Source organism: Bacillus sp. sid0103, assembly GCF_019219025.1.
This window is the reverse complement of the sequence record NZ_JAHUWN010000008.1, coordinates 149,159-169,868: the sequence shown is the minus strand read 5'-3', so window position 1 is coordinate 169,868 and position 20,710 is coordinate 149,159. Positions and strand designations below refer to the sequence as shown.

Sequence of the window (20,710 nt, the reverse complement as noted above, 5' to 3'; positions counted from 1 at the left end):
AACAATGATGATTTAATTTATTTTATCGAGAAATGAATTACCGACAGTTCCGATACCATGGATTTCCCCATCTATTGTAATATTTACCTTCAAGTCCTGAAATTTTTCATCCCAATCTATTTTTAATTTTTTCCACGCTTTAGGATCCGCCCTATGAATCGCCTCGCCAAAGCCAAAAATGTCAACTTTATTATTTTCCTGCACTTGTTTTATTGCCTGTTGGATCATTTTTTTCGTTTCATTTTCATAGATTTTCTCAATCTGATGAATCGATTTTGAACTTTTCAAATTGATATCGCATTCTACTTCTGCAACCTTGCCACTTACACGGACATCCACATCAATTTCAGGTCTTCCATGTCGTATTTTCCCTTTCACCTTTGTTTCTGAATTCGTTATCTGATAAACGAATTTTCCGCGCTTTGGACATGGAATATTCCCAACAGAACCAAATTCATTATTTGTCACAATCGAATAAGTTTTACTTTGAAGTTCATTTAACCAGCCAATTAATTTGTCTCCATCAAAAACCGCTAAATCTTGAAAATACAACCTAGCTGGTGGACTGATTATTTCTACATTTTGTTTGCTGAAGGAAGTTTCTTTATCGCCTTCTACCTTTAAATGAATACCAGTTAACACAGGCTCTTTCCCTTCACTTACCATATTGGCAATCAGTTCATCTAACGTCACATATCTAGTTGCTGACCATGCTTTTGCAGAGACTTCAAGTGTGTTAAACAATTCATTGGCAGGTATTTTTACTAAAGAGGTTTGCACCTTTAGTATGTCTTCTGCCTTCCTTCCCTTAGCTACAGCAATATAAAAATCCGATCTCACTTCCCAATCTCTTGACAGTACATCTAATGGTTTCCCGATCCCCTCTTTCGCCAATGCCTCTCCAATCACTAGGATTCTGAGATGTGAAGGATAAATTTTCCTAGGTGCCTCTTTGGTCATTTTTCGTATTGCCTCAAGGACGGTATCCCCCTTTGCCTGAAAGATGATTACTGGTGAACTCCCTCTTGCTTTTTCGGTTATTTCGCCTGGAATTACCACTTGGGCCGTTACAAGATATTTACCATCTATGGTACGATCGATTCCCATGGCTAGAGTTATGGCAAGTTCATTTAATTCACGACGATTCCAGCAGCCTGTTGTGAGTAATAGAATTGCAATCAATAAAATAAAAATTGGAATTCTCTGTGTCATGGAATACGGCCCTTTCCAATTAATTAAATACATAGCTATACTTGAATGGAACATTATAAAGGACGATTTTCTCAACAGCTTCCTATTTTTCCTATCAAAGAATAATATCTCCATAACCCGAAGAAAATATATATTGACTTATTTTAATCAGAATAATTCTCTCTAGCATTTAGATTAAATAAATGAAAAGGAAAAAACTATGCTGAAAGACGAGAAAATATCAGTAGCTCAATTTACAAAATTAGTAATATTATTTACAGTCGGGAGTACGATCCTAAGTGCACCTTTGGGTCTAATTTCTTATGCAAGACAAGATGCGTGGATTTCCGTCATTATTGGAATCTTGATTGGATTATTGGTGATGTGGTTGTATAACACTCTTGGAATTCGTTTCCCCAATATGACGCTGGTCGAAATAAATGAAAAGCTATTAGGTAAATGGTTAGGCAAAGTCATTTCTCTATTTTTTTGTTGTAGTTTGTTCCTTGCTGCAGCAACCTTACTATTTTTTTTAGGAGAGTTTTTGACCGCACAATTTATACCCGAGACACCTATTGAAGTGATTCATATTCTCTTCATATTAATTATTATTCAAGGTGTACGTCTTGGAATAGAAACAATCGCACGAGCTGGAGAAATACTATTTCCTTGGTTTATTATGTTTTTTATTATTTTTTTCCTTTTTCTTTCTCCTAAAGTAGAGGTTCAAAATATGCTGCCTGTATTAGAGACGGGTATAAAACCAATAAGTTTAGCTACCCTATTGTATCTAGAATTTTCTTCCCTGTCGCTAATCTGTCTGCTTATGGTTTTTCCAGCCTATATTAATCAACCTAAACGGGCTTTAAAAGGCTTTCTTGTTGGGAATTTAATTGGAGGGATTTTACTATTATCTATTACACTTTTAAGCATTTTAGTTCTTGGAGTTGACAATTCTGAAAGGCAATTGTATCCAAGTTATGCTTTAGCAAGAAAAATTAATGTAGGGGGATTTGTACAACGTTTAGAAGCAATGCTCGCCATAATATGGTTCATTTCACTTTATTTCAAAATAACCGTTTATTTTTTTGGATCCGCAGTTGGAATAGCACAAATTTTAAATATAAAAGATTACAGACCACTGACATTACCCTTGGGCATGATTTTGGTTGTTCTTTCTTTAATCACATACCCAAATGTTACTTATTCACGGTCAGAAAGCATTGAGATATGGATACCTCTCTTACTAACAATTGGGTTCATTTTACCGCTTTCCTTATTAAGCGTAGATATAATTCGAAAAAGAATCCTCAGTAAAATAACAGCAAAAAATTAAAAAAACATAGAAACCTGTCCAGAAGAGGATTTTATTAAGGCCCCCAATGAACAGGTTATTATAAAAAAAAATGGTTTATCTAATAGTGGGAATCGAATTAAAAGAAAAACACACGAGATTTATCGTGTGTTTTTCTTTTTCGTATCAACAACGAGTTCAAACGTAATAGCTTATCGGTTTTTTCGTTTAGTGCTTTTATTTTTAGGGACATTATCATAAAACTTTCTTTTCTTTTTCGCTTTGTTACCCTGACCGCCACCCGTTTCAGACTTTTGATTGCGGTCTTGAGTACGGTCGCCTTGCTGTTTATTTCTTCGTGGTTTCTTCGTATCACTGCCTGTTTTGAATACCTTTGGCGTCTCGACACGTTCACGGCGTGTCCCTTTCATGCCGACAATTTCAAAATCGATAGAGCGTTCATCTTTATTAACCTTAACCACCCTAACGGTAATTTCATCACCAATTCGGAAGACAATTCCTGTTCGCTCGCCAATCATGGCGAGATGGCGCTCATCATAACGATAATAATCATCGGTCATATAGCTGACATGGACAAGACCTTCAATCGTATTGGGAAGCTCAACAAACATTCCAAAATTGGTGACGGAGCTGATGATTCCATCGTATTCTTCGCCAATCTTGTCTTCCATGTACTCTGCTTTCTTCAAATCGTCAGTTTCTCGCTCGGCATCCACCGAGCGTCGCTCCATTTTTGAAGAATGATCCGCAATTTCAGGTAATCGCGCATTCCATTTTTCCTGTGTTGTTGAATCCAGCTTTCCTTCGACTAAGTAGGTCCGGATTAAACGATGAACGATGGTATCAGGATAACGGCGAATCGGCGAGGTGAAATGGGTATAGAACTCCGTTGATAACCCGAAATGTCCTAGGCTTTCCGGGTCATATTTTGCCTGCTGCATCGAGCGCAGCATGACCTTCGATACAACCATTTCCTCTGGCTTTCCTTGAACCTCTTCAATAATTTCCTGAAGGGCCTTTGGATGGACATCATTGGCCGTCCCTTTCACAATATAGCCAAAGTTAGTGATAAACTCAAAAAATCTCCGCAATTTATCTTCCTTTGGATCCTCGTGAATTCGGTAAATAAACGGAACTTCCATCCAATGAAAGTGCTCTGCCACCGTTTCATTAGCAGCAAGCATGAACTCTTCAATTAATCTTTCTGCTACCGACCGCTCGCGAAGAACAACATCGGTTGGCTTGCCTTCCTCATCCACGAGAACCTTCGATTCCTTAAAATCAAAGTCGATTGCTCCCCGCTTCATCCGTTTGTTTCGTAAGATAGCAGCCAATTCTTCCATCATTTCAAACATCGGCACAAGAGGTTCATAACGAGCACGCGTTTCTTCATCATTTTCTGCCAGAATTAGATTTACATCATGATAGGTCATCCGCTCGGTTGTTTTTATTACTGCTTGAAAAATTTCATGAGAGACGACAGCGCCTTCTGATGTAATTTCCATTTCACATGATAGAACCAAGCGGTCCACTTTAGGATTTAAAGAGCAAATTCCATTCGATAAACGATGCGGAATCATCGGGATAACTCTGTCTACTAAATAAACACTAGTTGCTCGATCCTCAGCTTCAAGGTCAATCGGTGTTCCTTCTTTGACATAATAGCTTACGTCAGCGATATGGACACCCAGCTTATAGTTGCCGTTTTCAAGTTTGGTTACTGTTACCGCATCATCAAGGTCTTTGGCGTCAGCCCCGTCAATCGTTACAATCGTTTCGTTCCGAAGGTCGCGGCGATTGGCTAATTCACTTTCAGCAATGGTGTCAGGCACCTCGTTTGCCTGTTTTAACACTTCGTCAGGAAAGGCCATTGGTAAACCGTGCTTATGTATGACTGAAAGGATGTCTACGCCCGGATCGTTTTTATGGCCAAGAATCGTAATCACTTCGCCCTCAGCACTCTTCCGCCCTTCTGGATAGGTGGTCAGCTTAACAACCACCTTATGGCCTTCAACCGCTCCTTTGGAAGCTGCCTTTGGAATAAAAATATCACTGGCAAACTTTTTATCATCTGGAATGACAAAGCCAAAGCTTTTGCTTTCCACATACGTTCCGACAATTTGCTGGACTCCGCGTTCAATGATGCGGATAACGCTTCCTTCCCGGCGCTGACCCGTGCTTTCAGTAGACACACGTGCTAGGACAATATCTCCATGCATGGCGGTGTTTGTTTCATTAGGCGGAATAAAAATATCATCCATCCCAGGTTCATCTGGTGCGACAAACGCAAAGCCTTTTGCATGACCGATAAGTTTTCCACGAATTAAGTTCATTTTCTCTGGAAGTCCATAGCGGTTACTGCGTGTTCTAACGACTAAGCCCTTTTCCTCCATTTGCACCAGTGCTTTTACAAACTCCTTAAAATCACTAGAGTCCTGGATGCCAAAGGCTGTTTCAAGTTCTTGAACAGTTAATGGCTTGTAAGCCTCATCTTTCATATATTGTAAAACCTTATCAATATGCTTTTGTATATTATCTTCCAAACTAATCCTCCTTTGTAGTTGCTTTGTTAATCGCGCCAGTCTAGCTTTTCTAAGAATGTATAAACATCCTCATGTAATTGCTCCCGTTCTTTGTCAAGGGTAATGACGTGACCGGATTCTTCGTACCATTTCAATTCCTTTACGACTGATTCGATTTCGTTATAAATAATGTTAGCACTTTCGGTGTTAATCATTTTGTCATGACGTGCCTGAACGACAAATGTGGGCGCATAAATCATATCCACATTTTCACGCACATCGGCGATCAATGCCTGTAAGGCCTTTAATGTTTTCATTGGTGTTTTCTTAAACTCGTTCATTTCCAATTCGATTTGCTCTGTAGATTTTCCTTCACGATTTTTAAATTCACGAGCGTATTCAAGAATTCCTTCGTACATAATCTCTTCGCTTTTTATATGCATCGGCGCACACATCGGTATAATGGCTTTTATAGGTACAGTGTATCCCAATTTCAAGGAAAATACGCCACCTAGGGATAATCCTGCTACGGCGATTTCTGAGTGGCCTTTATTTTTCAAAAATTCATAGCCATTGATGACATCCTGCCACCAATCTTCAGGACCGGTATGAACAAGCTCTTCAGGTGGTACTCCGTGGCCTTTGTAGTGCGGGGCATGACAGGTATAACCCTTTTTTTCTAAAAAGCGCCCCAGCATCCGTACATCTGCTGAGTTTCCGGTAAAGCCATGCAAGAGAAGAACGGCCCTATTTCCTCCTTCAAAAGTAAATGGTTTAGGTAAAGCAACTTTCATGATAAAAACTCCCTTAATTTCAATTCACTTAGTATAGTTTTAGCAAAGCAATGGTGAACATTCCAGAAAAATGGCTTACGCTTCAGGTAATATTTTTTTCAATCAAACAAAAAACCTGACCACTCTGGCCAGGTTTGTGTGTGAAGGATTAGATTTTAAAGTAAGTCACTGCAATAGACAGCAGAATAAACAAGATTGCTAAAACAATCGTAATACGTTGTAGAATCAAGTCAAGTCCGCGTGCTTTTTGCTTACCAAATAGAGATTCTGCACCACCAGAAATGGCACCAGATAATCCAGCACTTTTACCAGATTGAAGGATAACAACACCAATTAGTCCGATACTTACGATCACTAATAAAATTACTAAAAACGTATGCATGTAGGCCACCTCCTGTAGTCGTACAATTCACAGTATATTAAATTTATCATATTTTGTCACTTAAGACAATAGTCCTTATTCCTATTAATTTAAGTTGATTGTTGATTGGAGCGGAAGCGGAAGGCGCGAAGACTCCTGCGGGAGGACGCGGCAGAGGAGACCCCGCAGGTGCTAAGCGCAGAGGAGGCTCCCCTGACCTTCCGTGGAAATCAACAGGTATCTTTATAGAGCGAATAAAAAAAGGCACACATCCGAAAATGTGCGCCTTTTGAGTAACATTATTTGCTTAAGTTATAGAATGTCTTCTTCCCTAGGTATTGTGCAGTTTCACCTAATTGATCTTCAATGCGAAGCAATTGGTTGTATTTTGCAACACGGTCTGTACGAGAAGGTGCACCAGTCTTGATTTGACCTGCATTCGTTGCAACAGCAATGTCAGCAATGGTGTTGTCTTCTGTTTCACCAGAGCGGTGAGAGATGACAGCTGTGTAACCAGCGCGTTTTGCCATTTCAATCGCGTCAAATGTTTCAGTAAGGGTACCGATTTGGTTCACTTTGATAAGGATGGAGTTCCCAATCCCTTTTTCAATACCTTCAGCAAGTTTACGTGTATTGGTAACAAATAAATCATCACCAACTAATTGAACTTTTTTGCCAAGGCGTTCAGTTAAAAGCTTGTGACCTTCCCAATCATTTTCATCTAAACCGTCTTCGATTGAGATAATTGGGTATTTAGAAGAAAGTTCTTCGTACCAATCAACCATTTCAGCAGAAGTCTTCACAACACCTTCGCCAGCAAGATGGTATTTTCCATCTTCCTTGTTGTAAAACTCAGAAGATGCAGCATCCATAGCAAGCATAACTTCTTCACCTGGTTTATAGCCAGCTTTTTCGATTGCTTCTACAATTGTTTGAAGTGCTTCTTCGTTTGATCCTAAGTTTGGAGCAAAACCGCCTTCGTCACCAACAGCAGTGTTAAGGCCTTTGCCTTTAAGAACAGATTTTAACGTATGGAAAATTTCTGCACCCATACGAAGAGCTTCTTTAAAGTTTGGTGCACCAACAGGCATAATCATGAATTCTTGAATATCTACGTTGTTATCTGCGTGTTCCCCGCCGTTAACGATATTCATCATTGGAACAGGAAGTTGCTTGGAATTGAAACCGCCAAGGTACTGGTATAAAGGAATATCTAAGTAATTTGCTGCCGCATGAGCAACCGCCATAGATACACCAAGGATTGCGTTTGCACCTAATTTACCTTTGTTTTCAGTTCCATCAAGCTCGATTAAAGCTTGGTCAACAGAAACTTGGTCTAATACGCTGAATTCTTCACCAATAAGGTGAGGTGCGATAATTTCATTTACATTGTCAACCGCTTTTTGAACACCTTTGCCAAGGTAACGTTCTTTGTCGCCGTCACGTAGTTCGACAGCTTCATATTCACCAGTGGAAGCACCACTTGGAACCATAGCGCGGCCAAATGCACCTGATTCAGTAAATACTTCAACTTCAACAGTAGGGTTCCCGCGGGAATCTAATACTTCACGAGCGTATACGTCTGCAATAAATGGCATGATAAAATCTCTCCTTAAAATTAAATGATGTTTTGGTCTACTTGATTAACGAACTTCCCGTCATTTCAGCTGGCTTTTCAAGACCTAATAAGTCTAACATAGTTGGCGCTAAATCCCCAAGGATTCCGCCATCACGCAGTTGAATTCCTTGTTTTGTCACAATTACTGGCACAGGATTCGTTGTATGTGCAGTCATTGGTTCGCCTTCAGGTGTAATTACTTCATCGGCATTCCCATGGTCAGCAGTAATAATGGCAGAACCGCCTTTTTCTAGAATTAAATCAACGATTTTTCCTAAGCATTCATCGACTGTTTCAATCGCTTTAATTGTGGGCTCCAGCATACCTGAATGGCCCACCATGTCAGGGTTCGCGAAGTTTAGTAAAATCGCATCAAATTTATCTGCTTGAATTTCTTTGATGAGTGCGTCAGTGACTTCGTATGCACTCATTTCCGGCTGAAGATCGTATGTTGCTACCTTCGGAGAGTTGATTAAGATCCGCTCTTCGCCAGGGAACTTTTCTTCACGGCCGCCGCTCATAAAGAACGTAACATGTGGATATTTTTCTGTTTCAGCAATTCTTAATTGCTTCATGTTGTTTTGAGCTAATACTTCACCTATTGTGTTATCTAAGTTCGATGGTTTGAAGGCAACATATCCATCCACTGATTCACTGAAGTGGGTTAAGCACACGAAGAATAATTTCTTCGGATGCTTGGGTCCCCGGTCAAAAGAACGGAAGTCATCATTCGTAAACGTATTGGAAATCTGAATGGCCCGGTCTGGACGGAAGTTATAGAAAATAACCGCATCATTGTCCTTAATTGTTGCAACCGGCTGTCCATCTTCTTTTGTAATCACAGATGGGATCACGAATTCATCAAAGATTCCATGTGAATAAGAATCTTCAACCACGTCTAAAGGGTTTGTGTAGGCAGGGCCCTCGCCATAAACCATAGAGCGGTACGATTTTTCGACACGCTCCCAGCGTTTATCACGGTCCATAGAGTAGTATCTCCCTGAAATCGTTGCAAATTCACCTACACCGTATTCCTTCATTTTTTCTAATGTCTCTTGAATATATTTCCTTGCTGTTTTCGGACCCACATCACGGCCGTCAAGGAAAGCATGTACATATACCTTTTCCACGCCTTCTTCTTTTGCCAATTTCAGCAAAGCAAACATATGTTGAATATGGCTATGTACACCACCATCTGACAATAATCCGAACAAATGAAGGGCAGTGCCATTTTTCTTAACGTGCTCCATCGCGCCCGTAAAGGTTTCATTTTTTTCAAATTCACCTTCTCGAATCGCTATGTTCACTCGTGTTAAGCTTTGGTAAACAATACGACCAGCACCGATATTCAAGTGCCCTACTTCTGAGTTACCCATTTGTCCTTCTGGAAGGCCTACTGCCTCACCAGAAGCTGTTAAATGAGAGTTAGGATACTCGCTCCAAAAGCGGTCAAAATTAGGTTTTTTCGCCTGTGCAACCGCATTTCCTTTTGTTTCACCCCTGCATCCAAAGCCGTCAAGGATGATAAGAGCAACTGGAGATCTACTCATAGATGCCTGCCTCCAGTAGTTGTAAGAAAGATTGTGCTTCAAGGCTTGCTCCGCCTACTAATGCACCATCGATATCTGGTTGTGCCATGTATTCCTTAATATTTTCTGGTTTCACACTGCCGCCATACTGAATTCGTACCGCATCGGCCACATCTTGAGAAAATTGCTGTGCTACGACCTGACGGATATGCGCACACACTTCATTCGCATCGGCTGAAGTAGAGGATTTCCCTGTACCAATCGCCCAAATTGGTTCGTACGCGATGACAGTTTGTTTTACTTGATCAGCAGATAAGCCTTTTAGGGCTTTTGCCACTTGATCGCCAACTAATTTGTTGGTTTCACCATTTTCACGCTGCTCTAATGTTTCACCACAGCATACGATCGGAGTTAAATTGTATTTAAAGGCTGCAATTGCTTTCTTGTTTACTGTTTCATCTGTTTCATTGAACATTTCACGGCGTTCTGAGTGTCCGATGATCACATATTGAACTGCAAGGTCAGCAAGTGCTTTCGGGCTGATTTCGCCTGTAAATGCTCCGCTTTCTTCAAAGTGCATATTTTGAGCACCAATTTTCACATTCGTTCCTTCTGTTACTTCGACGAGACTTTGTAAAAATAAAGCTGGTGCGCAGATTACAGAATCCATTTTTTCTGGGACAGGTACAAGTCCTTTTACTTCCTCAGTAAAGCTTTTTGCTTCAGAAAGTGTTTTGTTCATTTTCCAGTTACCTGCAATAATTGGTTTACGCATACTGGCACATCCTTTCATAGTTCTTCCTTTTAAAAACTCTTAAACATGTCTGTTGATTTCCGCTCCAGGCACTTCGCTTTCCACGGACGTGCCGGGGAGCCTCCTCGGCGCTTTCAGCTCCAGCAGGGTCTCCCCTGCCCCGTACTCCTGCAGGAGTCTTCGTGCCTTCCGCTCCAATCTACAGAGTGCCAAGGTCAACAAAAATTATTTATCGTTCAATGCCACGACTCCTGGTAGTGCTTTGCCTTCCATAAATTCAAGTGAAGCGCCGCCGCCTGTGGAGATGTGGCTCATTTTATCTGCTAAATTGAATTTTTCAACGGCTGCTGCAGAATCTCCGCCGCCAATAACTGAATATGTACCTTCTGCTTCAGCAAGTGCTTCTGCGACTGCTTTTGTGCCGCCAGCGAATTTGTCGATCTCAAACACGCCCATTGGTCCATTCCAAATCACTAGTTTTGATTTTCGGATCACATCACGGTAGATTTCAGCTGTTTTTGGTCCAATATCAAGTGCTTCCCAATCCGCTGGAATTTCTTCAATACCCACTACTTTTGAATTAGCGTCTGCAGAGAAATCATCCGCCACTACAACATCAACAGGCATATAGAAATTAACACCCTTAGCCTTTGCTTTTTCAATAAATGAGTTTGCAAGATCAATCTTGTCTGCCTCTAGAAGGGATTTCCCTACTTCGTGACCTTGTGCTTTCACGAATGTATAAGCAAGTCCACCGCCGATGATTAAGTTATCGACTAATTCTAATAGGTTTTCAATTACACCGATCTTGTCCTTTACCTTAGCTCCACCGATAATCGCTGTAAATGGACGCTCAGGATTGGAAAGTGCTTTTCCAAGTACATCCAATTCTTTTTCCATTAACAGTCCGGAAACGGCCGGTAAAATATGTGCAATCCCTTCAGTTGATGCATGGGCACGGTGTGCTGCACCAAAGGCATCATTTACATAAACATCCGCGAGTTCAGCAAAAGCTTTTGCCAACTCTGGATCATTCTTCTCTTCGCCAGGATAGAAACGAACATTTTCAAGCAGCAGAACATCGCCTTCGGACATAGTTTCAATCAATGCTTTGACCGAATCACCATAAGCTTCATCTGCTTTTTTCACGTCTTTACCAAGCAGTTCAGACAGTCTGACACCGACTGGAGTTAAGCGCATGTCTTCGACTACTTTTCCTTTTGGACGGCCGAAATGGCTGGCTAGAATGACTTTAGCGCCTTGATCTACTAGATATTGAATCGTTGGAAGTGCTGCACGAATCCGCGTTTCATCGGTAATTTTCCCCTCTTGCATTGGAACGTTAAAATCAACCCGGCAAAATACGCGTTTACCTTTTACATCGACATCTTTAAGCGTTTTCTTATTCATAAAGGACCTCCTAAAGTATTAAAGCGTAAGCGCCTTGTTAGCGGCGCAGAAGCTAGGCAGTAATCTTATTATAACTAAAAAGGGGAAGGGGGCATATACTCCCCGCTCCCCTTTGGAAAACCTTTGTATTCGTAACGTCTTATGATTGAACGCCAATCATTGTCTGTTTAGATATTAAAGTCCTTTTTTTGCTAGGTAATCTACAAGGTCAACAACGCGGTTAGAGTAACCAACTTCGTTATCGTACCAAGATAATACTTTTACCATGTTGCCTTCAAGAACCATTGTAGATAATGCATCGATTGTTGAAGAAACTGTAGCGCCGTTATAGTCAGTAGATACTAATGGCAGGTCGCTGTAAGCTAAGATGCCTTTTAATGGGCCTTCAGCAGCAGTTTTTAATGCTTGGTTTACTTCTTCAGCTGTAACATCTCTTTCTAATTCTGCTACTAAGTCAACAACAGAAACGTTTGGAGTTGGAACACGCATAGCCATACCGTTTAATTTACCTTTAAGTTCAGGTAAAACAAGAGCAACTGCCTTAGCAGCACCAGTTGAAGTTGGGATTATGTTTTCAGCTGCTGCACGAGCACGGCGGTAGTCTTTGTGTGGTAAGTCAAGGATTTGTTGGTCATTTGTGTATGAGTGAACAGTTGTCATCATACCGCGCTTGATTCCGAATGTATCATTTAATACTTTTGCAAATGGAGCCAGGCAGTTTGTTGTACAAGAAGCGTTAGATAATACGTGGTGGTTATTTGGATCGTATTTATCTTCGTTTACACCCATAACAATTGTGATATCTTCATTGTCTGCTGGAGCAGAGATAATAACTTTTTTAGCACCTGCTTCAAGGTGTTTTGCAGCATCTTCACGCTTTGTGAAACGGCCTGTTGATTCAACTACAACATCAACACCAAGATCTCCCCAGCCTAATTGTGCAGGATCGCGCTCTGCGATAACTTTTACTTTATGTCCGCCTACTACTAAGTATTCTCCATCAACTGTAACGTCTTCTGCAAGAGTTCCGTGAACAGTATCATATTTTAAAAGATGTGCAAGCATATTTGCATCTGTTAAGTCATTAATTGCTACGATTTCCACATTGCTGTTGTTTAAAGCCGCACGAAATACGTTACGACCAATACGTCCAAATCCGTTAATACCAACTTTTACTGACATGATAAATTTCCTCCTTTAAATTGGGTAAGGATGTTTTTTATTTTAAAAAGGATTTACCCTTTTAATAACGTTCTTGCTGCACCTTCATCTGTAATTAATATCGTTGATGTCGGCGCTTGTTTTAAATATGCTTTGATGGCTTTTGCCTTCGAGCCCCCGCCTGCAACAGCGATGACATTCGGAATGTTGACTAGATCTTCTAACTGCAGCCCAATCGTTAAGACTTTATGAAGGATTTCTCCTTGTTCGTTAAAATAATAGCCAAATGCTTCACCCACAGCTTTTTCATTTTCCAGCTTATGCAAAACTTCAGGGTCCGTTTTGCGTCGCTCAGCCATTGTGATAGCATCCCCAATCCCATGAATAACCATGCTTGCTGATTTTATTAGTTTTAAAACTTCATAAATGCCAGGTTCTTTGATAAGCGATTCATAAATATCGGTACTTACCTGGTCAGGTACGTAAAACACTCGATGGTTCGTATGGGTGTTTTTCGACATGATCGAGCAAATCGTATTTGCTTGATTGTGAACATCCTCGCCTACTCCGCCCCTAGCCGGGACAAAAAGTATTTCCTTTTGGGAAAGCTCTGGTGAAAGTCTTTCTGCGACAGCAGCCATCGTTGAACCGCCAGTTACAGCAATGATATTTTTTCCGCCGAGTAACTTTTTCATGCACACAGCACTTGCTTTGCCCAGTTCACCTTTAACCATCGGCGATTCATCACTATCTCCAGGCACAATGATGACTTTTTTAATGCCGAGCCGGTGTTTTAATTCCAACTCCATCACATCGATACCTTTTAACTCACGCATAAAACCTTCTAAGTCTTCTAGCAAATTTTTCCCTTCAGGAGTTAAGCTCATTCCCACATTATTTGTGTAAATTAAATCTTGCTCCCTTAAGAATTCTACTTCGCCGCGAAGGACTCTTTCCGTATATCCCAGGCTGACCGCTACACTCCTTCTCCCTACCGGCTGCATAAAACCTATATATCTTAGGATAGAATATCTCTTTTGCAGAACCTGAAGGAGGTCGGGCAGTAGTCTTTTCTGGATATCGATAAATGACTGCATGAATCACATGCTCCTTTATTATATGTAGTTGGTCTAAAAATGTCCACCATAGACATATTGTGTCCCACTACATTAAAAAAAAATCACCCTTGCTACGTTTTTCATTGTAACAGGAGTGAAAATCTATTTCAACTATTAAGGTTGGCTTTTTTTTCTTGCAAACGGTTACTTATGTCAAATTTGTTAATGACGCCAAAACCGGCCTCTACTCCATCGATATAAACGACTGGAATCATTAACCCGTATTGTTCGGTTAATTCATCACTGGACTCAATATCAATTTCTTCTAAATTGAAATTCCATTCATTTTTGAGCTCGAGTAAAGTGTCTTTTGCCTTGTCACAAAGCGGACAACTTTTCCTTGTATATAACGTAATGATTGTTTGCTCCATTATTTTGTTCCTTTCAGTCAAACCTTTTTCTCTTCGCAGAGGATGGAATTCCCAATTGATCCCGGTACTTTGCAATGGTCCTTCTGGAAACCACCATGCCTTCCTCTGTTTTTAATTGTTCAACAATATCTTGATCAGAAAGCGGTTTTTGTTTATTCTCATTTTCAATTAACGTCGCAATTTTCTTTTTTACTTGTGTGGATGAGGTATTTTCATCCACCGATACGGTTTGAATCGTACTTGTAAAAAAAGACTTTAATGGAAACGTCCCGTTTGGTGTTTGCACATATTTTTCGCGAACAGCGCGGCTGACGGTAGATTCATGAATATTAAGTTCTCCAGCGATTTCCTTCATGGTCATTGGTACTAAATATTGTGATCCTTTTTGAAAAAATGCAGTCTGCTTTTCAATAATTTTTGCAATCACCCTTGTTAGTGTCTCTTTCCGCTGCTCTATACTTTTTTGAATCCACTGGTAATCCTGCAGTTTATCCTGTAGGAAGCGGCTTACTTGTTGGTCTTGGTCTTTGAATTTATGATAATACTGCTCATTAAGACTTATCCTTGGCAGCGATTCATCTGACATCCTGACGGTTAGTCCCTCGCTCGTTTGCTCGACAATCGCGTCCGGAATAATATAGGTGGTAACCTCTTTTCCTAAAATAGTTCCCGGTTTGGGGTTCAGGGACTGAATTTGGTCAAAGATATTTTGAATATCTTTAAGGGTTACCTTCAATTCCTTGGCAATTGGTTTCCACTTCTTTTCGGCGAATGGAATGAAATAATCAGAGATAATCTTTTGAGCTAATTCATTAGCAGGATCTTGATAATATAGTTGCATCAATAGGCACTCTTGAAGGTCCCTTGCACCAATCCCCGCTGGCTCCAGTGTTTGGATGATCGCTAGGCATTCTTCAGCTACCTCTTCCGATACTCGTAGTTTTTGGGCGATTTCATTAAGGTCGCCACCAAAGTAACCGTTTTCATCCAAATATTGAATGAGAAAACGAATCACACTTAATTGTTCCCCCGATAAACTCGTTAGTTTTAATTGAGAAAGTAAATAATCTTCAAGCGAAAATGGTTTGTCAGCGATTTGTTCAATCCAGTCCTTTTCAGCTTTTTGGTGCTTACTACGATTTCGGTCAATAAGTGGATTCATTGGTTTAATATTGCTATTTTCAATCTGCAATAGGGGATTTTCAAGTGCCTTATCTTCTAAAAAAGCAGTTAACTCCTGGGCAGAGTACTGCAACAATGCAATAGCCTGTGATAACTCTTGCGTCATCGCCAATTTTAATGTTTGCTGTTGCCATAAACCGGCCTTCAAGTTCATTCTGATCCCCCCTGTTTTCTATTTTACACGATGGGACCAAATTCGGGAATGAAAAATGATAATCAGGGAGCTAAGTGACCCTTTTTGATTCATTTAGCATGGAGGTCTTACATTTATTTAGGTACATTTTTGGTGGTTTTGTGCCATTTCTACTCTGTTTAGTGCCATTTTATCAAGGTATTGTGCAGTTTCGAGTGAATTTTGTGCCATTTTCCATATGTTTTGTGCAATTAGACATTTACCAAAAAAAACCAAACTGTTTTTCCAATAAAAAAACCCCCTGTTAAAAATAACAGGAGGCTTTGATGACGCCCTCGGCAGGAATCGAACCCACATCTCAAGAACCGGAATCTTACGTGCTATCCGTTGCACCACGAGGGCAAAATATTGGCGACTTACATATTATATGCCAGTTTCTCTAACTTTGCAAGCATTGATTTGGTTTAAAATTAGTAAGAATGGATAAGATGGATTAGGGAAAGTTGTCGAACATTTTTAAAGGCAATTTGTTTGACCTTTATTGACCATCAGTGTATGATAACAATACATATTACTATTACCTTTACAATCAAAGGAGGAAGAAAAATGAATTTAATCCCTACAGTTATTGAACAAACAAACCGGGGCGAGCGTGCGTATGACATCTACTCCCGTCTGTTAAAAGACCGGATTATTATGCTGGGAAGTGCTATCGATGATCATGTCGCTAACAGCATTGTAGCACAATTATTATTCCTTGAAGCGGATAACCCTGAAAAAGATATTTCTTTATATATCAACAGCCCAGGCGGCAGCATCACTGCTGGTATGGCGATCTATGATACGATGCAATTCATCAAACCAAAAGTTCAAACGATTTGTATCGGTATGGCTGCATCCATGGGTGCATTCTTGCTTGCAGCTGGGGAAAAAGGTAAGCGCTATGCCCTTCCAAATGCTGAGGTCATGATTCACCAGCCACTAGGCGGTGCCCAAGGACAAGCAACTGAAATCGAGATTGCTGCAAAGCGGATCCTCTTCCTTCGCGAAAAATTAAATGGAATTTTAGCAGAACGGACTGGACAGTCTCTTGAAGTAATCGCCAAAGATACAGACCGCGACAACTTCATGACAGCTGAACGTGCAAAAGAATATGGGTTAATCGACCATATCATCACACGTAACCTAATTGATGACGAGAAGAAAAATAAATAAGCAGGACAGAAGCAATCGGTATAGACCGGTTGCTTTTTTTGTTCAAAAAAACATTTAAAAGACCGGTTCCCAACGGAGCCGGTCTCTCACATACTATTGTTCTTTTTGGATAAAATCAGCTAATGCTTCAATGGCAGATGCTTCATCCTCACCATCTGCAACGATATCAATCAGAACGCCAGAGCCAACAGCAAGGCTCATTAAGCCCATAATGCTTTTCGCATTCACTTTCTTCCCATCCTTCTCAAGAAAAATTTCCGCTGAGAATCGGTTGGCTTCTTGAACAAAAAGCGCTGCAGGCCGTGCTTGAAGACCTGTTTTTAATTTTACTTCGACTTGTTTCACTAACATTACACAATTCCTCCTCATGATTTATAGTCTATTTTTCTTGGAACTTGTTTCACAATATTTTCTAGAGTACATGTTATGGCTTTCACATATTTAACTGCTAAAGAATTTGCTACTCTTTTACAACCATCTCTCCTGCACGGAGTTTTTCTGCGATCGTATCGATTTTTCTCAAACGATGATTAATTCCAGATTTACTGATGGCACCACCAGAAACCATTTCACCCAATTCTTTAAGGGTCACATCTGTATAATTTAAGCGGAGTTCTGCAATTTCTCTTAATTTATCAGGCAAAATTTGCAGACCGACCGTTTGATTGATGTAGCGGATATTCTCGACCTGCCTAATCGAAGCACCGATCGTTTTATTAAGATTGGCGGTTTCACAGTTAACAAGACGGTTTACTGAATTACGCATATCGCGAACAATTCGAACATCTTCGAAGCGGAGTAGAGCGTTATGGGCACCTACAATATTTAGAAACTCGGTAATTTTCTCTGCTTCTTTTAAGTAGGTAATATAGCCTTTCTTGCGTTCGAGTGTTTTACTATTAAGTCCAAATGTATTCATCAATTCGCATAAAGAATCGTTGTGTTCTTTATAGAGCGAAAAAATTTCTAAATGATAGGATGAAGTTTCCGGATTATTAACGGATCCTCCTGCTAGAAATGCGCCGCGTAAATAAGAACGCTTACAACACTTCTTTTTTACAAGTTCCGGCGAAATATCATGAATGATGGTAAAACCCTCACCAATAATTTTAGTATCCTCTAGAATTTCCTTTGCCTGCTGTGATAAACGGACAATATAGACGTTATTTTTTTTCAAACGCATCTTTTTCCGGACAAGCAGCTCTACTTGGACTTCGTAACTCTTTTTTATTAATGTGTAAATTCTTCTTGCAATCGCAGCATTTTCGGTTTGAATATCAACAACTAACTTACGATTTGAGAATGAAAGGGAACCATTCATCCGGATGAGAGCCGAAAGCTCTGCTTGAATGCAGCACGTTTTCACTTCTAAGTTAGTTAATTCTTTTTTCGTTTCCGAAGCGAAAGACATCCCTTCACCCCCCTAAAAAAAAACAGCGTCTTTTAATTAGTTACTATTATTACGTTTCATAACGCTTTTTGGTTTCATCTAAAAGCAAATTATATAATATTTTTGCAACTTTTTTCGGGTCATGCCTTAATGCCCCATTTTCTTGGTAAGCAATATCCGCATGGACCACTTCGAGCCCTAATTCAAACAGTTGCGGCAAGTCGTAGACAACAGGGTCTGCCAACTCTTCATTATAGCGGAGCTGGATGTCCTGTGGAATTTCTTCATTGTTTACAAGGATTGTATTGATAAATGCACAGCTCATATGATCATATAAGGCCTTTACATGATCACTTGCTGAAAACCCATGGGTTTCCCCAGCCTGGGTCATTAAATTACAAATATAGACCTTTTTGGCTTGTGATTGACACAGTTCATCCCCGATTTTAGGGACGAGCAAATTAGGTAAAATGCTTGTATATAAGCTTCCTGGCCCGATGATGATTAAATCGGCCTGACGGATGGCTTGAAGGGTCTCAGGCAAGGGACGAATATTTTCCGGTGTCATAAACACTTTTTTAATTCTTTTACCAGAGTAGGGTATTTTTGATTCCCCTGAGACAGTCGTCCCGTCTTCCATTTCAGCATGGAGAACGACACTCTGATTGGCTGCAGGGAGAACTTTGCCGTGAACATTTAAAATTTTACTCATTTCCTGAATGGCGTGAACAAAATTCCCCGTGATGGAGGTCATCGCCGCCAAGATTAAATTACCAAGCGAATGTCCGGAAAGTTCATTCGATGTTTTAAATCGATGCTGAAACATTTCCTCAACGAGCGGTTCCACATCCGATAATGATGCTAACACATTGCGGATGTCACCAGGAGGAGGAATATGCAAGTCCTCACGCAAACGTCCTGAGCTGCCGCCGTCATCCGCGACTGTCACAATGGCGGTAATATCCACAGGATACTGTTTTAATCCACGCAATAAAACTGGCAATCCTGTTCCCCCGCCAATGACGACAATTCGTGGCTGTCCGTAAATGCTCATGTTGTTTTTTCCTTTCTCCTCTCAATGTCACGATGAGAAATACATGTCTTATAGTCCTTTTCGAAAAACTTACCGATATACTCAGCTAGTGTTACGGAACGATGCTGTCCACCTGTACAGCCAATCGCAATAACAAGCTGCGCTTTACCTTCCCGCTTATAATGCGGAAGCATGAAAGATAGCAAGTCGGTTACTTTTTCCAAGAACTTATGCGTTTCATTCCATTTTAATACATAACTGGAAACATCTTCATCTAGACCTGTTTTTGGTCTCATATGCTCGATATAATGGGGATTTGGCAAGAAGCGCACATCAAACACTAAATCTGCATCAATGGGAATTCCATACTTAAAGCCGAATGACATGACATTGACAGTGAAGATTGATTGTTTATTCGCGGTAAATTCCGTTAATATTTTCTCACGAAGTTCCCTTGGTTTCATCTGGGAAGTATTGTAAATCAATTGAGCCCTGCCTTTTAGTTCTTCGAGGAGTTCGCGCTCTAACGTGATTCCTTCTAGCGGCAGACCTGTTTGTGCGAGCGGATGTGACCGCCTTGTTTCTTTATATCTTCGGACTAATGTGGAATCATCTGCATCTAAAAATAAGATTCGCGGGGCCACCCATGATGTTTCTGCTAGTTCATCTAATGCTTTAAAGAGATGATCAAAAAATTCTCTGCCGCGCAGGTCCATAACGAGGGCGACTTTATTCATCTTATTCCCGGATTCCTTCATAAGTTCAAGGAATTTTGGAAGCAAGGTTGGAGGCAAATTATCGACACAAAAGAATCCTAAATCTTCAAAACTTTGAATGGCCACAGTTTTTCCTGCACCAGACATTCCTGTAATTATTACCATTTGTATGTCATTTACCGCACCGGTACTCATTATTCATTTCCCCCTATAGGTTAGCTTGGATCTAATCGGTAACTGATTAGTTGAAAGTCTTTTGTATAAGTAAAAGTACCGTAAATAATTCCTTTTCCGTGAATCATATAATCAAGAATATGATAATCACCAGCAGCCATTGGTAACTTTTTCAATTGATCGATCATTTGCCACTCCAGCTTACCTTCCTCGGATTCGTCTAAATCGACTCCATCCGAATCGGTCGCTACAAATGTAAACATCATCCATTCGGAAAGAAGTTGGTCATTTTCTTTCATGATCATTGTAAAAATCCCTTTTAATTGCGGGTTTTTCAAATAGATTCCCGTTTCCTCACGGTATTCTCTGATACATGAGTCGCGAACCGATTCACCTGGCTCCATTTTCCCACCAGGAGCAACCCACCAGCCACGGCGCGGCTTTTGAAGCAACAATATTTTTTCGTCTCTAATCAATACACAATTGGTGACTCGTTGCACAACATTTCACCCTCTTAATCAAGCATCTACAATGTAACAGCTCTCGTCCGAACCTTTTTTAATTTGGCAAGGTCCTTCCTTAGGCTTGGCTATATATCCTACAATAACTTTCCATTCATTCTTAGTATTATACTATTTTTTGGATGCAGTCACAATGAATACAAATTTGATATTCTGTTAAGAATTTCTCCTGACACCAGTAACAAATAGTGCAAACCAAAAA

Annotated in this window: 19 protein-coding genes and 1 tRNA gene; 2 read left to right on the top strand and 18 right to left on the bottom strand. The window is 40.3% G+C overall.

Annotated features, from left to right (window positions below; translation table 11 throughout):
• Nucleotides 1-12: 12 nt before the first annotated feature.
• Nucleotides 13-1,212 carry a Ger(x)C family spore germination protein gene (locus KW850_RS11200; RefSeq protein ID WP_218347656.1) on the bottom strand — a complete coding sequence of 400 codons (1,200 nt, stop codon included), beginning with the start codon at nucleotides 1,210-1,212 and terminating at the stop codon, nucleotides 13-15.
• A gap of 199 nt (nucleotides 1,213-1,411) precedes the next feature.
• Between KW850_RS11200 and KW850_RS11195 the strand changes: the two genes are divergently transcribed.
• Nucleotides 1,412-2,527, top strand: a complete 1,116-nt coding sequence (locus KW850_RS11195; protein ID WP_218347655.1) for a GerAB/ArcD/ProY family transporter — start codon at nucleotides 1,412-1,414, stop codon at nucleotides 2,525-2,527.
• Between the two features lie 170 nt (nucleotides 2,528-2,697).
• Here the strand turns inward: KW850_RS11195 and rnr are convergent, their stop codons facing one another.
• The 12 genes from rnr to KW850_RS11135 form a co-directional block, all read right to left on the bottom strand.
• Entirely contained in the window at nucleotides 2,698-5,049 is a 2,352-nt protein-coding gene (gene rnr, locus KW850_RS11190; RefSeq protein ID WP_218347654.1) for a ribonuclease R, read from the bottom strand.
• Between the two features lie 26 nt (nucleotides 5,050-5,075).
• Nucleotides 5,076-5,822: an alpha/beta hydrolase gene (locus KW850_RS11185; protein ID WP_218347653.1), complete on the bottom strand. Its 747-nt coding sequence runs from the start codon at nucleotides 5,820-5,822 to the stop codon at nucleotides 5,076-5,078.
• 148 nt (nucleotides 5,823-5,970) lie between these two features.
• Complete coding sequence (gene secG, locus KW850_RS11180) at nucleotides 5,971-6,204, bottom strand: preprotein translocase subunit SecG (RefSeq protein WP_218347652.1); 234 nt, start codon at nucleotides 6,202-6,204, stop codon at nucleotides 5,971-5,973.
• A gap of 278 nt (nucleotides 6,205-6,482) precedes the next feature.
• Nucleotides 6,483-7,781 (bottom strand): phosphopyruvate hydratase, encoded by a 1,299-nt coding sequence (gene eno, locus KW850_RS11175; RefSeq protein WP_218347651.1) that lies wholly within the window; start codon nucleotides 7,779-7,781, stop codon nucleotides 6,483-6,485.
• 37 nt (nucleotides 7,782-7,818) lie between these two features.
• Nucleotides 7,819-9,351: a 2,3-bisphosphoglycerate-independent phosphoglycerate mutase gene (gene gpmI / locus KW850_RS11170; protein WP_218347650.1), complete on the bottom strand. Its 1,533-nt coding sequence runs from the start codon at nucleotides 9,349-9,351 to the stop codon at nucleotides 7,819-7,821.
• Nucleotides 9,344-10,105, bottom strand: a complete 762-nt coding sequence (gene tpiA, locus KW850_RS11165; protein WP_218347649.1) for a triose-phosphate isomerase — start codon at nucleotides 10,103-10,105, stop codon at nucleotides 9,344-9,346. The genes gpmI and tpiA overlap by 8 nt, the downstream gene beginning before the upstream one ends.
• A 204-nt stretch (nucleotides 10,106-10,309) precedes the next feature.
• Nucleotides 10,310-11,494, bottom strand: a complete 1,185-nt coding sequence (locus KW850_RS11160; RefSeq protein WP_218347648.1) for a phosphoglycerate kinase — start codon at nucleotides 11,492-11,494, stop codon at nucleotides 10,310-10,312.
• A 174-nt stretch (nucleotides 11,495-11,668) separates the two neighbouring features.
• Nucleotides 11,669-12,676, bottom strand: coding sequence for a type I glyceraldehyde-3-phosphate dehydrogenase (gene gap / locus KW850_RS11155; RefSeq protein ID WP_218347647.1), 1,008 nt, complete (start codon nucleotides 12,674-12,676; stop codon nucleotides 11,669-11,671).
• Between the two features lie 53 nt (nucleotides 12,677-12,729).
• Complete coding sequence (locus KW850_RS11150) at nucleotides 12,730-13,752, bottom strand: sugar-binding transcriptional regulator (RefSeq protein WP_218347646.1); 1,023 nt, start codon at nucleotides 13,750-13,752, stop codon at nucleotides 12,730-12,732.
• Between the two features lie 128 nt (nucleotides 13,753-13,880).
• On the bottom strand, nucleotides 13,881-14,165 hold the full coding sequence (locus KW850_RS11145; RefSeq protein ID WP_374226315.1) for a glutaredoxin family protein: 285 nt from the start codon (nucleotides 14,163-14,165) through the stop codon (nucleotides 13,881-13,883).
• A complete protein-coding gene (gene rpoN, locus KW850_RS11140; RefSeq protein ID WP_218347645.1) occupies nucleotides 14,158-15,480 on the bottom strand; it encodes an RNA polymerase factor sigma-54 in 1,323 nt (440 codons plus the stop codon). The genes KW850_RS11145 and rpoN overlap by 8 nt, the downstream gene beginning before the upstream one ends.
• A 309-nt stretch (nucleotides 15,481-15,789) precedes the next feature.
• Nucleotides 15,790-15,861 (bottom strand) — tRNA-Arg (locus KW850_RS11135).
• Nucleotides 15,862-16,065: 204 nt separating this feature from the next.
• Between KW850_RS11135 and clpP the strand changes: the two genes are divergently transcribed.
• On the top strand, nucleotides 16,066-16,674 hold the full coding sequence (clpP, locus tag KW850_RS11130) for an ATP-dependent Clp endopeptidase proteolytic subunit ClpP (protein ID WP_218347644.1): 609 nt from the start codon (nucleotides 16,066-16,068) through the stop codon (nucleotides 16,672-16,674).
• Nucleotides 16,675-16,767: 93 nt separating this feature from the next.
• Here clpP and KW850_RS11125 read toward each other — a convergent pair whose 3' ends face one another.
• The 5 genes from KW850_RS11125 to KW850_RS11105 all read right to left on the bottom strand — a co-directional run bounded on the left by KW850_RS11125 (nucleotide 16,768) and on the right by KW850_RS11105 (nucleotide 20,487).
• Nucleotides 16,768-17,025, bottom strand: coding sequence for an HPr family phosphocarrier protein (locus tag KW850_RS11125; RefSeq protein WP_218347643.1), 258 nt, complete (start codon nucleotides 17,023-17,025; stop codon nucleotides 16,768-16,770).
• 109 nt (nucleotides 17,026-17,134) lie between these two features.
• Complete coding sequence (gene whiA / locus KW850_RS11120; RefSeq protein WP_218347642.1) at nucleotides 17,135-18,085, bottom strand: DNA-binding protein WhiA; 951 nt, start codon at nucleotides 18,083-18,085, stop codon at nucleotides 17,135-17,137.
• 49 nt (nucleotides 18,086-18,134) lie between these two features.
• On the bottom strand, nucleotides 18,135-19,118 hold the full coding sequence (locus tag KW850_RS11115; protein ID WP_218347641.1) for a gluconeogenesis factor YvcK family protein: 984 nt from the start codon (nucleotides 19,116-19,118) through the stop codon (nucleotides 18,135-18,137).
• Nucleotides 19,115-20,008 (bottom strand): RNase adapter RapZ, encoded by an 894-nt coding sequence (gene rapZ / locus KW850_RS11110; RefSeq protein WP_218347640.1) that lies wholly within the window; start codon nucleotides 20,006-20,008, stop codon nucleotides 19,115-19,117. The genes KW850_RS11115 and rapZ overlap by 4 nt, the downstream gene beginning before the upstream one ends.
• Before the next feature lie 20 nt (nucleotides 20,009-20,028).
• Complete coding sequence (locus KW850_RS11105) at nucleotides 20,029-20,487, bottom strand: 8-oxo-dGTP diphosphatase (RefSeq protein ID WP_218347639.1); 459 nt, start codon at nucleotides 20,485-20,487, stop codon at nucleotides 20,029-20,031.
• Between the last annotated feature and the right edge of the window lie 223 nt (nucleotides 20,488-20,710).

What these genes read in the sequence shown, in the direction of transcription:
- KW850_RS11200 (WP_218347656.1), bottom strand. Translation starts at nt 1,212, where the DNA reads ATGACACAGAGAATTCCAATTTTTATTTTATTGATTGCAATTCTATTA.
- KW850_RS11195 (WP_218347655.1), top strand. Translation starts at nt 1,412, where the DNA reads ATGCTGAAAGACGAGAAAATATCAGTAGCTCAATTTACAAAATTAGTA.
- KW850_RS11185 (WP_218347653.1), bottom strand. Translation starts at nt 5,822, where the DNA reads ATGAAAGTTGCTTTACCTAAACCATTTACTTTTGAAGGAGGAAATAGG.
- secG (WP_218347652.1), bottom strand. Translation starts at nt 6,204, where the DNA reads ATGCATACGTTTTTAGTAATTTTATTAGTGATCGTAAGTATCGGACTA.
- eno (WP_218347651.1), bottom strand. Translation starts at nt 7,781, where the DNA reads ATGCCATTTATTGCAGACGTATACGCTCGTGAAGTATTAGATTCCCGC.
- gpmI (WP_218347650.1), bottom strand. Translation starts at nt 9,351, where the DNA reads ATGAGTAGATCTCCAGTTGCTCTTATCATCCTTGACGGCTTTGGATGC.
- tpiA (WP_218347649.1), bottom strand. Translation starts at nt 10,105, where the DNA reads ATGCGTAAACCAATTATTGCAGGTAACTGGAAAATGAACAAAACACTT.
- KW850_RS11160 (WP_218347648.1), bottom strand. Translation starts at nt 11,494, where the DNA reads ATGAATAAGAAAACGCTTAAAGATGTCGATGTAAAAGGTAAACGCGTA.
- gap (WP_218347647.1), bottom strand. Translation starts at nt 12,676, where the DNA reads ATGTCAGTAAAAGTTGGTATTAACGGATTTGGACGTATTGGTCGTAAC.
- KW850_RS11150 (WP_218347646.1), bottom strand. Translation starts at nt 13,752, where the DNA reads ATGCAGTCATTTATCGATATCCAGAAAAGACTACTGCCCGACCTCCTT.
- rpoN (WP_218347645.1), bottom strand. Translation starts at nt 15,480, where the DNA reads ATGAACTTGAAGGCCGGTTTATGGCAACAGCAAACATTAAAATTGGCG.
- clpP (WP_218347644.1), top strand. Translation starts at nt 16,066, where the DNA reads ATGAATTTAATCCCTACAGTTATTGAACAAACAAACCGGGGCGAGCGT.
- KW850_RS11125 (WP_218347643.1), bottom strand. Translation starts at nt 17,025, where the DNA reads ATGTTAGTGAAACAAGTCGAAGTAAAATTAAAAACAGGTCTTCAAGCA.
- whiA (WP_218347642.1), bottom strand. Translation starts at nt 18,085, where the DNA reads ATGTCTTTCGCTTCGGAAACGAAAAAAGAATTAACTAACTTAGAAGTG.
- KW850_RS11115 (WP_218347641.1), bottom strand. Translation starts at nt 19,118, where the DNA reads ATGAGCATTTACGGACAGCCACGAATTGTCGTCATTGGCGGGGGAACA.
- rapZ (WP_218347640.1), bottom strand. Translation starts at nt 20,008, where the DNA reads ATGAGTACCGGTGCGGTAAATGACATACAAATGGTAATAATTACAGGA.